This window comes from Vibrio azureus, assembly GCF_002849855.1.
In the GTDB taxonomy this organism is placed as follows: Bacteria; Pseudomonadota; Gammaproteobacteria; order Enterobacterales; family Vibrionaceae; genus Vibrio; species Vibrio azureus.
The window spans coordinates 949,637-963,567 of record NZ_CP018616.1 but is presented as its reverse complement, the minus strand read 5'-3'; the positions used below and the strand labels follow the sequence as shown (position 1 = coordinate 963,567).

Sequence of the window (13,931 nt, the reverse complement as noted above, 5' to 3'; positions counted from 1 at the left end):
TAAGAGAAATAAAAAAAGGAGGTAATTACTTACCTCCTTTTCGTTTTATATCAAAAATTTTATTCAGCGACTGCCGCTTGGTTATCTGTATTACTGTAAATCAACAATGGTTCAGATTCACCATTGATCACTGATTCATCGATAACCACTTTGCTCACATCTGTTACTGAAGGCAATTCATACATGGTTTCTAGTAACACGCCTTCAAGGATTGAACGAAGACCACGGGCACCTGTTTTACGCTCCATCGCTTTCTTCGCAATAGCACGAAGCGCGTCTTCACGAAACTCAAGTTCAGCGCCTTCAAGTTCAAATAGAGCCGCATATTGCTTAGTCAAAGCGTTTTTCGGCTCACATAAGATCTGGATTAACGCTTCTTCATCAAGCTCTGTCAACGTAGTAGTAACAGGAAGACGACCAATGAATTCCGGTATCAAACCGTATTTCACGAGATCCTCAGGCTCTACTTGGTTAAACAGTTCACCGACAGTTTTCGTTTCGTTCTTAGAGCGTACTTCCGCACCAAAGCCAATACCTGTGCCTGTCGCCACACGTTGCTCAATCACTTTATCAAGGCCAGCAAATGCACCACCACAGATGAACAGGATCTTAGACGTGTCCACTTGGAGGAATTCTTGTTGCGGGTGCTTACGTCCACCTTGAGGAGGAACGGCAGCCACAGTACCTTCGATTAACTTGAGCAGTGCTTGCTGTACACCTTCACCCGATACATCTCGTGTGATAGATGGGTTTTCTGCTTTACGTGAAATTTTGTCGATTTCATCAATGTAAACAATACCACGTTCAGCCTTCGCCACGTCGTAATCACATTTTTGCAGAAGTTTTTGGATGATATTTTCAACATCTTCACCAACGTAACCTGCTTCAGTCAGTGTCGTTGCATCTGCCATTGTAAATGGCACATCCAAGAATCGAGCGAGCGTTTCGGCAAGTAATGTTTTACCACTACCTGTCGGGCCGATAAGTAAGATATTACTCTTACCTAACTCAACACCCTCGCTTGTTGTATCACCATTGCGTAAACGCTTATAGTGGTTATATACCGCAACAGCGAGCACTTTTTTCGCGTAATCTTGTCCAATAACATAATCATCAAGGTGTTCACGGATCTGTTTAGGCGCGGGTAACGCTTCAGATTCTTTCTTAGGGAGAACATCCTTAATTTCTTCTCGAATGATATCGTTACACAAATCGACACACTCGTCGCATATGTAAACTGATGGACCTGCGATTAGCTTGCGAACTTCGTGCTGACTTTTGCCGCAGAAAGAGCAATACAGCAATTTGCCGCTGCCACTTTCTTTGCTTTTATCTGTCATTCGCTAACCTCTTAGCCTTTACTCTGTATAAATGAGTGTATATCAAATTTAACCAAATTGCGCTGGCTAAATTACTGACCACGATGGGTCAACACTGCATCTACAATACCATATTCTACTGCCTGATCTGCCGACATAAAGTTGTCGCGATCAGTATCACGCTCAATCGTGTCTAGAGGCTGACCACAGTGTTCTGCCAGCAACTTGTTAAGCTTCTGCTTGATAGTCAAGATTTCTTGAGCATGAATTTGAATATCAGAAGCTTGACCTTGGAACCCACCAAGTGGTTGATGGATCATGACACGTGAGTTTGGTAGAACATAACGCTTGCCTGGTGCACCACCCGCAAGTAGGAATGCCCCCATAGAGCAAGCTTGACCCATACATACTGTACTTACATTAGGTTTAATAAACTGCATGGTGTCGTAAATAGACATACCCGCAGTCACACTGCCACCTGGTGAGTTGATGTAGAGGAAAATATCTTTATCTGGGTTCTCAGATTCTAGGAAAAGCAGTTGAGCCACGACAAGGTTTGCCATGTGGTCTTCCACTTGACCAGTTAGAAAGATGACTCGTTCTTTAAGTAAACGTGAATAGATGTCGTAAGAACGCTCCCCACGGGAAGTTTGTTCCACCACCATTGGTACTAGTGCGTCAACAATTGGCGACATTGCATTTTTTTCTTGGTAGCTCATATTCTTAGTCCCTAAAATAAATGGTCCGGATGACGATTATCACACGGACCATTGTTAGCAGAATAGTCGACGTTAAGTCAACCTTCTGCGCAAGATATTGCTTATTAAGCTACTGGTTGTTGCTGGTTCAGTAGTTCGTTAAAGCTAACTGCCTTTTCAGTAACCTGTGCTTTAGCAATGATAGCGTCAATTGCTTGCTCTTCAAGCGCAACATTACGCATATTGTTCATCATCTGCTCGTTTTGCTCGTAGTAAGCAATAACTTCAGTTGGATCTTCGTACGCTGTTGCCATTTCTTCGATAAGCGCTTTTACTTTCTCATCGTCAGCTTTTAGCTCTTCAGATTTGATCACTTCACCTAGAAGAAGGCCAACAACAACGCGACGTTTTGCTTGCTCTTCGAACAATTCACGCGGAAGTTGAGCTGCAGCTTCAGGGTTACCACCGAAGCGTTGTGAAGCTTGTTGACGAAGAACTTCGATTTCTTGGTCGATAAGTGCAGCAGGAACAACGATGTCGTTTTGCTCAACTAGGCCTTCAATCGCTTGCTCTTTGATGCGGTTCTTGATTGCTTGCTTAAGTTCGCGTTCCATGTTCTTACGAACTTCAGCTTTAAGTGCCTCAACACCGCCTTCAGCAACACCGAACTTAGCAACGAACTCTTCGTTTAGCTCTGGTAATTCGCGAGCTTCAACTTTGTTTACTTTGATAGCAAACTTAGCTGCTTTACCTTTTAGGTTTTCTGCGTGGTAATCTTCTGGGAAGTTTACGTCGATTTCGAATTCCATACCTTTAGTTTTACCTTCGATACCGTCTTCGAAACCAGGGATCATACGACCTGCGCCCATTTCTAATGGGAAGTTCTCAGCTTTACCGCCTTCAAACTCTTCACCGTCGATAGAACCAACGAAATCAATGCTTACGCGTTTACCTGCTTCAGCAGCTTCTTCAACTTCAGCCCAAGTTGCTTGCTGTTTACGTAGCGTTTCGATCATTTCTTCAACGTCAGCATCATTAACTTCAGTTGTTGGTTTTTCTACAGAAATGTTTTCTAGACCTTTAAGCTCAACTTCTGGGTAAACTTCAAAAGTTGCGTTAAATACTAGGTCTGAACCTTCTTTGTTCTCAACAGGAGCAAAAGTTGGTGCGCCTGCTGGATTAATTTTCTCTTTTACGATCGCTTCAATGAAGTGGCGCTGCATCACTTCACCAAGAACGTCTTGACGTACTGCTTTACCATACATTTGAGCAACCATTTTTAGAGGCACTTTACCCTTACGGAAGCCATCGAAACGACGGTTTTTAGCGATGTTGCGTAGTTCAGCTGTTACAGCATCTTCAATGTTTGCAGCTGGAACAGTAATGTTTAGACGGCGCTCTAGGCCTTCTAGCGTTTCAACAGTAACTTGCATTATATATAAACCTCTAAAGTGGCCCGGTATTCCGAGCGTATGAGTGTGACTGCTTGAGTTCACACTTCATCCTTGTGTAGTGCTCTGTTCGAACACCTAATTTAAAATTGAGTACTCATGCTGAATATCAACATGGGACTAATCAGCGACCTCTTCAACTACAAAGTGAAAGCCGTCTCCGATTAGTCTCTGAGCAGAATTTTTAGACGAGATATTCTAGCGGTATGACACTAAACTGTCGAGTCAATCACCACCAGATGAACATTGTCTGTTCTAAATTCCCAGATAGCTGCTCAAAAATTGACGAAATAACGAACCTTTTACAGCTTCGTGATTATCAGCATATCTAGAATGGGGACAATTGCGCATATTTCAAGACAATTGCTGACTTTTTTTATTCAAAGGGCTAAAAAGAGATCTTGCTCTTGTTTTACTTATCCCCAAATGACCCCAATATGCTTGATTCAAGACGAAAGCACTAAGTCGAATTCACTGAAAAAACGAAGCGAAATAGCAAACAAGTTAAGAAGAGCAACTTATCTCCATCTTCTTGCCCCAATCGGGCGGTAAATCGGCATATTGTTCAAATTCAACCTGTTCGTCATAGGGCAATTTGAGGAGGTTCGCTAAACGTTGTACTTCGCTAAAATCCCCTTCTTCCGCTTTATCTATCGCGATTTGAGCAAGGTAGTTGCGCAAGATATACTTTGGGTTTACTAAACGCATTTGCTGACAACGTTGTGCAGTAAGTACAGGGTTGCCTTCTTCGTCTTGCTCTAACTCACAACGTGCTAAATACATATCCATCCAAGCTTTTGCAGCCTCTCGGTCAACAAATAAATCAATGACAGATTGTGGGGGCTTAACATCTAAACAAGAAAGCTGACGAAAGAAACGCGTATAGTCGGTATGATTTTGGTGAAGTAACTCAAACATCGCTCCAAACAGTTGGCTATCGTTTTTAACTCGACAATTTAACCCAAGTTTCCCCCGCATTAAGGCGCTAAACTCTTGGCTCAACCTAGGCTCAAATCGGCTTAACGCTTGCTCGAGATCTTGTTTCTCAATCAAAGGAGATAAGGCATGAGCAAAAGCAGATAAATTCCATAGCGCGACTCTTGGTTGCTGATCGAAAGCATAACGGCCTTGATAGTCTGAGTGATTACAAATATAGCTAGGGTCATAATCGTCAAGAAAACCGAATGGACCATAATCAAAAGTTTGGCCTAAGATCGACATGTTATCCGTATTCATTACGCCGTGAGCAAAGCCATAAGCTTGCCAAGATGCAATCATAACTGCCGTTTTTTCTACAATATGTTCAAACATGCCCAAGTAAGGTTGTTCTTTTTGTTTACTATCTGGAAAGTACCATTCAATGACATGATCGGCCAAAAGCTTGAGCTCAGCGAATTGATTGGTGTAGAAGAAGTGCTCAAAATGACCAAAACGAATATGTGTTTCCGCCACTCGAAGTAAGAGTGCCCCAGACTCTGTTTTTTCGCGGTACACATTGGTGTCACTGTTAATAAGACCAAGAGCTCTAGTGGTCGGTATACCAAGACCCGCCATCGCCTCACTGCACAAGTATTCACGTATTGTCGAGCGAAGCACTGCTCGGCCATCACCCATTCGCGAATAAGGCGTTAAGCCAGCTCCTTTAAGATGCAGATCATGCCATGTCCCATCTTGCTGTTGCATTTCCGCAAGTAAGAGCCCCCGGCCATCACCCAAATCAGGATTGTAAGAACCAAACTGATGGCCCGCGTATTTCATCGCCAAAGGGTTGAAGGGGGTATTAGCGTCCTGCCTAGTCAGTCCATTCAGTAATTCATCATCAGGAATCAAAGGTAACCCAAACAATTTAGCCAGTTCGCTGTTCCAAATCTCCCAGCTCTGATTTACAAGAGGCTGGGGGTCAACATTGGTAAAAAATGCAGACGGCAGTTGGCCAAATCTTGATGAAAATGTTCCACCTTTCCAAACAGGCATAGTAATTCCTTAACATAAAGTGTTAGTTGGAATTATACGGCTCTAGCGATAAGTCTCAGCCATAAATTATGTAAGGTTATAACTCCAATTAAAATCAGCCAGTTAGAACACTGTCTTCAGGGTATTTTATTAAGGTTGGTTCAGGGCGCGCAAGCATGTAAGCCAAGGTTAATGGACCAATACGGCCGGTAACCATGACCACAATCATGATGTACTTTCCTGGTTCAGATAACTCCGCTGTTAAACCGGTCGTCAATCCTACGGTTGCAAAAGCCGAAATCGTTTCAAACATCACTTTTTCAAATTTGGCCTGCTCGGTTAACATTAACAAAAACATTGCGCCAGTCAGGATCGCGCCACTGACCACAATGATGGCAAGCGATTTTGTCACCGTTGGCCAATTAACCGTACGTTTAAAAATAACGACATTCTTTTTTTGACGCAGAAAAGCCCAGGTTGCAATAAAAGCCACAGCAAAAGTAGACACCTTAATGCCACCACCAGTCGAGGTCGAGCCTGCGCCAATTAACATCAAAACAATCATGATCAATAACGCTGGCTGAGTAAAATTCGCTAAATCAACGCTGTTAAAACCTGCCGTTCTAGCACTGGCGGATTGAAAAAAAGCAGCCAGCCATTGACCTGACACTGACAAAGGCTCAAATGTACTTGGATTATGCCTTTCCAATAACCAAAAGATTAATGTTCCCGATGCCAACAGAATCGGCGTCGCAACCAGCATAATTTTGGTGTGTAAATGAAAAAAGTGAAACCCTCGACGCCAATTTAACCAAACATCTCCAATCACAGTGAAACCAAGCCCACCAAAAATAAACAATCCGGCTAGAGTCATGATAACCCAAGGGTCATTAACAAAACTCATCATGCTATCTGAAAACAATGCAAAACCTGCATTATTAAACGCAGAAATGGCATGAAATAACGCATAAAAAAGCCCCGTTTGCCAACCCATTTCTGGCACCCAACGGAAAGCTAATATTAAAAAGCCAACGGTTTCAGCGACCAAAGCAAAAACCACGATTCTTTTTACTAGACGACGTAAGTTAACTTGGCGATCTTGACCGAGGGCATCTTTTGCAAGCGCTTGCTGACGCAAACTTAAGCGCACGCCGAACATATAAAGTAAAACCGCTGACAAGGTCATTTGACCTAACCCACCAATTTGCATCAGGCACATCAGTAATAATTTGCCCGCCAAGGTAAAATGCTGCCCCGTATCAACCACACCTAATCCCGTCACACTAATTGCTGATGTCGCAGTAAATAAGGCATCCGTTATTGATAAGCCCGTGACAGAGAATATGGGTAAAGTCAGTAAGACGGCAGAAGGGATTAACACGCTGAGAAACGTCAGCAAAATAATCCGAGGCTCACCGCCTTTGGCCCTTTCTTTTTTGTTATCGGGTGCGTAGAAAACGCCTTTTTGATGAAAAAGCTTCATAGTGAATGTAATTTACTCGCTAATTTATCTTGTGGACCAACCACGATAATCAGATCACCAATTTCCAAGGCAATACCAAGATCCGGTGCTTTAGTAATTTCTGGGCCACGCTTAAAGCCAAGCACTTGCACACCTTCAACTTTACATAACGCTAATTCACCCAGTGTTTTTCCCATCCAATTTGAGCCAATAACAAACTCTGTCATGGCTAAGCCACTACCTAAAGGATGAAACTCAAGAACTCGTTTATCGAGCATTTTTCTTGCAACGCGAACGCCCATATCTCTTTCAGGCATAATGACATGGTCAGCCCCAATTTTTTGTAACACACGAGCTTGGAAACGATCATTAGCTTTGACCCAAACAGACTTCACCCCTGCTTCTTTGGTAATTAATGTCACTAAAATACTGGCGTTAACATCCGAGCCAATCGCGATCATCACCATATCGTAATCATCCAGCTTTAGCTCTGCGACAGTCTCTTCATGAGTACAATTTGCAACGACAGCCTGACTGACAAAGACCGCGGCTTCTTTGACCCTATCTTCATTAATATCCACAGCAAGAACCTGTGCTCCCGCTTGTTGCAGTTCTTTACACACTGCAGAGCCAAAACGCCCTAAACCAATCACCGCAAATTGCTTATCACTCGCTTTCATTGAAACCTCTTCATACAAAACACAATCCATCCAGCATGTCGACACAACTGGCTAGCCTCAAAGGCAAATTCATTCACTGAACTGAGATAAGTAAGGAACTTCTTTATACCCAAGTGGCCCATAGATACTTGACCAAGAGCATCTTGAGGTCACTCGGGTATAGCTTAGAATAGATATAGCCAAGTTACTAAAAGAGGCTAAATTAAAGATAAAGGTTATCATTTTTATTGAGCGGTTTGTTTTCCAAATAATATTCTCAGATTGCTTCTCAAATTCATTTTTTTTTATTGCAAAGCCTTCTATCAAGTAAAAACCATACAGTTTATATGGCATCTAAATTGCTAGCATTATAGGTGTGGGTACAAAGGTGCAATATTTACCAAACAAAAATATTTAATTTGCACCGTGATTAATTAACAACCTTCTCACAAACACTTCCACGTGATCTACACTTGTTTTTGTAAGGCGATTGTTTTGGATAATTGTCAGTTCACGTTGTGGCTATCAACAAACCATACATAAGGGACAATAATGAAAACACGTTGGCTACCTCCACTATTACTGTATTTATTTCACCCTATGGTTTTCGGCTTAACCACAGGTGATTTAACTTTTGTTGATGGAGATGACCCTTCTGCTTACTCTCCAATGGGCACACCAAACAGCACCTATAATATTTCCAATGAAATTTCTGAAGACATTGTAACCAAGTTTTATGCAAAAATGCCTGAAGGTAGCCCTGTTGATGTGAGCTTTATTGACCCTAGCAAATCTTTAAGCATTCCAATAGATGCCGATCTAAATGGCGCTTCTCATGCAACAGCCAGAGTAACGTTCCTCACTGAAGGTGCGTGCTTTATAAACTCAATTGGGTATGTTGTATTCGATACTAATAACCCACCAAATTCATTAAATGACATAAATGAACATGTTATTATTTTCCCGAACATCTCGAAGATTCCTACTGGCGAGCTGGTGTTTGGTGATACTGTTGATCTCAATATTGAATTACAACCGGGGCAAACTATCGCCTTCTTTTTAATTCCAAATGGATTTGGCTTCTTTGGTTCTTACAACAACATCGCTAGTATGGGTTTTTGGGGAGTGCCTTTTTACACCCACCCAAACTTAAATCCAGAACCTACTACAGAACTCAAGCCCCACAACGTAGCGTTTATCGACCCACAACATGAAATGATCGTAATGGGGTTTGAAGCGATCTACCGACCGCAAAGTGACAATGACTTCAATGATATTATCTTCGGCGTACAAATCAGCCCATTTAGTGCCATTGATGGCGTGGATGCCACTGGAACGGTAGACACTAAATTCGAACCTTTGGATGAAGTCATATCTGACGTTGAAATCACCACAGTTTACCCAGCTGCTAATACTTACTCGACTATCGCTTATGAAGATAATTGGCCGTTGCTTGGAGACTATGATTTCAATGATGTTGTTTGGCGCTATCAAATCACTGAAGTGTTGAATGAACCTCGTGATGTCAAACGTTTTACCGCTGCTTATACTCTGCAATCTATGGGAGCCAGCTACTTTAATGGCTTTGCTCTACATTTACCTAATGTCCATATCTCAGAAATTGCCTCAGCGACAGTAACAAAAAATGGCGTTGCGGTGGGTTATGATGTCATTCAATCTGCAAGTAGTGAAGTGGTATTGATTATTGCAGAAGATTTAATCACAGACCTTGATGAAGAAGGTTTACTAACCGAAACCTGCCATCATTATCGAACGCAAGTCGAGTGTTTAGATCAGCAGCCAGCAAACGTACTAACTTATGATCTATCTGTCGAATTTAATACACCAATTTCAAGAAATTTGATTGGTTACGCACCCTTTGACCCATTCATATTCGCTAAGCCACACACCCACCATGGACCATTTACCGAAACGCCACCAGGAAAGAGCTGGCAAACTCACCTCAAAGCGTTTCCTGGAACGAGCATCATGAATGGTACTTTTTTCAATACTTATGATGATAATTCGTATGGATTAGAATGGTTCTTAACAGATAACAACATGCCTTGGGTGATTAACATTCGTGATAACTGGGATCATCCTATTGAATACATTGATATTAGCCTTGCTTATCCTAACTTCCCAGCTTGGGTAACCAGCAGTGGTGCAACGAATACCAATTGGTATCAATCTCCTGACAGTAGTAAAACCATTCAGGCCAATCCTTAGGAGAGACTAATGAAATTCATAGGAGCTTCATTACTGGTATTTACTGCACTTGGGCTTGTTGCATGTGGAGGACAGGATAGTTCAGCAGGAAGAAGTGCGCCGCCAGTGCCTCAGCCTTCTAAGCCCGCTCAAACCTCTGACATTGTTGCGGAGAGGGACTTTTCATTTAACTCCAGCAAGAACATCACACTATCGTTCGACTATGATGGGCAAGCAAAAGGAGCATTCCATATTTACCATCAAGCGGCACATATCGGCTCAGATGGCTTAATCATTGGAGATCCCACTGCAAGGGTTACCACGGTTTATCCTGAACATAGTCAGACCCTTGATCTGGAAGTTAATAATAACTGGCCAAGCCTCTACATTCATTGGGTTCCAATGGGCATCCATGAGTCGGAACGAACTTGGGCGGTAACGTTAAATCAAGCGAGTGAGCACTACCATATAGCCTTTTAAATCGCCGTTTTTAAAGCATGCAGCCATCGAAAACGGACATTAGCTAAGTCAAACGTTAGTCAAAGTTAGCAAAGACATAAGTTAACCAAGACATATGTTAACCAAGTAAAAGCGACCCAAGTTCTGCTTGTCAAATTCAAGCAAAGCCCCTAGTTAAGACTGGGGGTTTCTTTTATTCTTCGGCACATAATTTAGTATCGAAATAGGTACTGGTTTTCTTGGCGAAAAGCCTTCAATCTCAACACGTTCAAGTAAATGTCCAAGGCGGCTTTCTATCATACATAAGTTTTTGAAGTCATCTTTAGAGACTAATGAAATCGCTTCTCCTTGGGCCCCAGCACGTCCCGTACGTCCGATGCGGTGCACGTATTCATCTGCTGGGTAAGGCAAATCATAATTAATTACAACAGGGAGACCATTGATATCGATGCCTCTCGCAGCAACACCTGTTGCAATCAGGTATTGCAACTGGCCAGCCTTAAACTTTTCAATCAGTTCCTGTCGTACCCTTTGATTACGACCACTATGAAACGCTTCAGCGACAATGCCACGTTTTTCTAGCTGAGTGACTAATTTTGCAGCGCCATGTTTGGTTTCAATGAACACCAAGACTTGTGACCAATCATTATTGTTGAGTAAGTGGCTGAGTAAAGACGACTTCATATCTTTATCGACAGTCGTGACCCACTGTTTGATATTGGCTTTTGAAGCACTGTTTTTGGTGATCGTGATTTCTTCAGGATCAATAATGACATTTTTAGCCAAATCTCGTACTGGGTTTGAGAGAGTCGCCGAAAACAATAAGCTTTGGATATCTTCTGGCATACGATCAACGATTTTATCGATCGCATCAATGAAGCCCATGTCGAGCATTTTATCTGCTTCATCGAGAACTAACATCTCCACTTCGTCAAAGTGAATCGCTCGCTGACCATACAGATCGATCAATCGTCCCGGTGTACTTACGACAATATCCACACCATCGATTAATGCTTGCTTTTGCGGGGCATAGTCAACACCACCAAATATCGCCATCGAGCGCAGGGCAAGGTTTTTACCATACGATTCAATACTCTGATGTACTTGCAATGCTAATTCACGCGTTGGCGTTAAAATGATCGCTCGTGCTCGTTTTTTGCGCTTGGTCTCCGTTTGATTGAGCATTTCCAAAATAGGCAATACAAAACTGGCTGTTTTACCGGTTCCCGTCTGTGCAGCCGCAATCAGGTTTTTGCCTCGTAATACAATGGGCACTGCTTTCTGTTGGATAGACGTTGGTTTCTCATAACCTAACGCCTTAACCGCATCGGTAATTGGGGAACTTAGACCAAGTTTAGAAAATAACATAGAGATGGCTCAACAAGAGAAATGGGAGCGTAGTGTATCAAAATATAAGCTCGGTAACAGAGCCTTATTCATACAAGAATATACCTATACCCAAGTGACCTCAAGATGCTTGATTCAGAGCGAGGTCACTGAGTCGAATTCAAGGAAGACAACGAAGCGGAATAGCAGGCTCTTTCTTATTTTTGTAAGAAGAACGGTTGTCTGACGCAAGAAGTCGGCTCAGTGACACGCTGCCAAAGGGCGAGTGACTGAGCAATCTAAAATGGCTCAGTCATGCAACTTCAAACGCCTTAATATTGCTTAGGAAAAAAAATTAACATGGACTAGGCACTAAAATGAATAAGTTGCGTTAAAGTAAATGCTTTGTCCCTTTTCTGTATAACCGTAATCCTCACCTAGGTCAGCATCAAACAGGTTGCTGAAACCGACTTTAAAATTCCACTGTGCATCATCATAGGCCGCACCAATACCCGCCAAGGTATAACCATCGACCCTCTTATCTTTTCTCTTAACGCTCACAACTTGATCACCAATATAATTAACCCGAGCAAATAAGGTAACAGAGTTAACCACTTCCCAGTTAAAATCAAAGTTGGCTAAATGTTCAGGCGTCCGCTGCAAAGTTTTTCCAGATTTTTTATCTTTAGCGTCCGTGTACGTGTAGTTACCAGAAAGCGTTATTGCCTCACTAATATCAAACCAACCCTCAAGCTCAACTCCTTTTATGACGGCTTTACCAATATTTTTATAGGTATGGACTTTCATTTCATTCAATGTATCCCAACGCGAACGATCTTGCGCAATTTTATTTTCAATATCGGTATAATAGTAAGTCAGCCCAAGGCCCATTGATGCAATATCATAGGCCGCACCAAGCTCATAACTGACGGAGGTTTCAGGCTTGAGGTCACCGCTTCCCATAAGCCAGCATTCATTACCACAACTGATCACTCTCACCTGCTCATTACTCTGGAGCTGAGTCGGGGCATTGAAACCACCACCAGCGCCACCTTTAAGCACGAAATCATCAGTGACAGTGTAAACCGCATACGCACGAGGACTAAAATGGCTGCCAAATGATTCATGGAAGTCTTCTCGGCCGCCTAGAGTCAGAGATAAGTTACCAAGCTGGAATTGACCTTGGAGAAATACAGCACCTTGAGAACTATCGATACTGCCCGACAGCAAGTCTCGGTCATTATTCAGCTCAGATTGCCGGTACTCTCCGCCAAAAACCCACTCATGGGTTTGTGACCATAACCCTGATACCTTAAAATCAACCGTATTACTGGTCAATTTCACGTCTGCCGCCCCATTCTTGTATGCGGTACTCGCATCGTTCAAGTTCATCACTTCACCGTACAAACGCGCTTGGGTATCAACGGTATCCCAAGCTCCTTCATGGGTTAATCCATAATTCCAACGGGTCGATGTCTGCTTATTTGTCTGGGTATTAACGTTTGAAGGGTGTTTCCAATCAGCTTCACGTTCATCATTGGTGTACATCATGTCAGCAATCAATGTTTGTTCTGGGGTCAATTGCCAATTCAGTTCACCAAAGACATTCTTGGTTTCTTTATCTTCTAGCGCATCATATTTGGGGCTTTCTGCTGTTTGCCAAGGATCGCGTGTCGAACCCTCTATAATCACACTCGCTGCTATACCTTCTGTTAATTCACCACTGGCATAAAGTTGCCCTTTCGCGCCATCTCCCCCTGTCCCTTCAAGTATATTCTCATACTCAAGCCCAGCAGAGCCTGATAAAACATCGCTCGCTGGTTTTAAAATAACATTAACGACGCCTCCCATCGCTTCTGAACCATACAAAGAGGAGACTGGGCCACGAACGACTTCAATCCGTTCTATCGCCGACATTGGTACACTCGATAAATCAAAGTTATTACCACGAATCAATGCATCTTGAGAGTTAATACGCCGACCATTAATCAAAATGAGCGTATGCTTCGAATCAAGCCCGCGAATACGAATAGAGTTACGCCCATAGGATGAACCACTCAGAATGTTGACTCCAACGCTACTTCGAATCGCCTCCGAGAGATCTTTTACTGGCATTTTTGCAATGTCTTCTGCGGTGATCACCGAGACCGATGCGGGAGCGGTTAACTCGGTATGCTCCGTTAAAGAAGCCGTCACTACCATACGTTCCATCTGTTGTGAGGTTTGCTCTTCGGCGAGAACTTGACCGGCCCAAATCATCAGTAGAGCGCCACTCATGGCACTAGGCATAAACATCGATTTTTGCGTTGTGAGTTTCACTAAATGTCCTTATTCTATTTTATAAATAAATCAAGCGACTCAAATTTAGTAAAAACAAAGAGAAATGACAATCATTA

10 protein-coding genes are annotated in these 13,931 nt (G+C 42.7%); 2 read left to right on the top strand and 8 right to left on the bottom strand.

What is annotated here, in order from left to right; genetic code table 11:
• Nucleotides 1-59 precede the first annotated feature (59 nt).
• From clpX to BS333_RS04555, 6 genes are all read right to left on the bottom strand, one after another.
• A complete protein-coding gene (gene clpX / locus BS333_RS04580; RefSeq protein ID WP_021711193.1) occupies nucleotides 60-1,340 on the bottom strand; it encodes an ATP-dependent protease ATP-binding subunit ClpX in 1,281 nt (426 codons plus the stop codon).
• Between the two features lie 71 nt (nucleotides 1,341-1,411).
• Complete coding sequence (gene clpP / locus BS333_RS04575; RefSeq protein WP_021711194.1) at nucleotides 1,412-2,038, bottom strand: ATP-dependent Clp endopeptidase proteolytic subunit ClpP; 627 nt, start codon at nucleotides 2,036-2,038, stop codon at nucleotides 1,412-1,414.
• A gap of 104 nt (nucleotides 2,039-2,142) precedes the next feature.
• A complete protein-coding gene (tig, locus tag BS333_RS04570) occupies nucleotides 2,143-3,450 on the bottom strand; it encodes a trigger factor (RefSeq protein WP_021711195.1) in 1,308 nt (435 codons plus the stop codon).
• Nucleotides 3,451-3,972: 522 nt separating this feature from the next.
• Entirely contained in the window at nucleotides 3,973-5,442 is a 1,470-nt protein-coding gene (locus BS333_RS04565; protein ID WP_021711196.1) for a protein adenylyltransferase SelO, read from the bottom strand.
• A 94-nt stretch (nucleotides 5,443-5,536) separates the two neighbouring features.
• Nucleotides 5,537-6,904 carry a TrkH family potassium uptake protein gene (locus BS333_RS04560; protein ID WP_021711197.1) on the bottom strand — a complete coding sequence of 456 codons (1,368 nt, stop codon included), beginning with the start codon at nucleotides 6,902-6,904 and terminating at the stop codon, nucleotides 5,537-5,539.
• Entirely contained in the window at nucleotides 6,901-7,563 is a 663-nt protein-coding gene (locus tag BS333_RS04555; RefSeq protein ID WP_021711198.1) for a potassium channel family protein, read from the bottom strand. The genes BS333_RS04560 and BS333_RS04555 overlap by 4 nt, the downstream gene beginning before the upstream one ends.
• 531 nt (nucleotides 7,564-8,094) lie before the next feature.
• Here BS333_RS04555 and BS333_RS04545 point away from each other — a divergent pair.
• Both BS333_RS04545 and BS333_RS04540 read left to right on the top strand, forming a co-directional pair.
• On the top strand, nucleotides 8,095-9,771 hold the full coding sequence (locus BS333_RS04545) for an LruC domain-containing protein (RefSeq protein ID WP_021711200.1): 1,677 nt from the start codon (nucleotides 8,095-8,097) through the stop codon (nucleotides 9,769-9,771).
• Between the two features lie 9 nt (nucleotides 9,772-9,780).
• Complete coding sequence (locus BS333_RS04540) at nucleotides 9,781-10,230, top strand: hypothetical protein (protein ID WP_021711201.1); 450 nt, start codon at nucleotides 9,781-9,783, stop codon at nucleotides 10,228-10,230.
• Between the two features lie 153 nt (nucleotides 10,231-10,383).
• Here the strand turns inward: BS333_RS04540 and BS333_RS04535 are convergent, their stop codons facing one another.
• Both BS333_RS04535 and BS333_RS04525 read right to left on the bottom strand, forming a co-directional pair.
• A complete protein-coding gene (locus BS333_RS04535; protein WP_021711202.1) occupies nucleotides 10,384-11,577 on the bottom strand; it encodes a DEAD/DEAH box helicase in 1,194 nt (397 codons plus the stop codon).
• Between the two features lie 330 nt (nucleotides 11,578-11,907).
• Nucleotides 11,908-13,854, bottom strand: a complete 1,947-nt coding sequence (locus BS333_RS04525; protein ID WP_021711669.1) for a TonB-dependent receptor domain-containing protein — start codon at nucleotides 13,852-13,854, stop codon at nucleotides 11,908-11,910.
• Between the last annotated feature and the right edge of the window lie 77 nt (nucleotides 13,855-13,931).

Excerpts from the sequence above, each read along its gene's own strand:
- clpX (WP_021711193.1), bottom strand. The coding sequence starts at position 1,340 with ATGACAGATAAAAGCAAAGAAAGTGGCAGCGGCAAATTGCTGTATTGC.
- clpP (WP_021711194.1), bottom strand. The coding sequence starts at position 2,038 with ATGAGCTACCAAGAAAAAAATGCAATGTCGCCAATTGTTGACGCACTA.
- tig (WP_021711195.1), bottom strand. The coding sequence starts at position 3,450 with ATGCAAGTTACTGTTGAAACGCTAGAAGGCCTAGAGCGCCGTCTAAAC.
- BS333_RS04565 (WP_021711196.1), bottom strand. The coding sequence starts at position 5,442 with ATGCCTGTTTGGAAAGGTGGAACATTTTCATCAAGATTTGGCCAACTG.
- BS333_RS04560 (WP_021711197.1), bottom strand. The coding sequence starts at position 6,904 with ATGAAGCTTTTTCATCAAAAAGGCGTTTTCTACGCACCCGATAACAAA.
- BS333_RS04555 (WP_021711198.1), bottom strand. The coding sequence starts at position 7,563 with ATGAAAGCGAGTGATAAGCAATTTGCGGTGATTGGTTTAGGGCGTTTT.
- BS333_RS04545 (WP_021711200.1), top strand. The coding sequence starts at position 8,095 with ATGAAAACACGTTGGCTACCTCCACTATTACTGTATTTATTTCACCCT.
- BS333_RS04540 (WP_021711201.1), top strand. The coding sequence starts at position 9,781 with ATGAAATTCATAGGAGCTTCATTACTGGTATTTACTGCACTTGGGCTT.
- BS333_RS04535 (WP_021711202.1), bottom strand. The coding sequence starts at position 11,577 with ATGTTATTTTCTAAACTTGGTCTAAGTTCCCCAATTACCGATGCGGTT.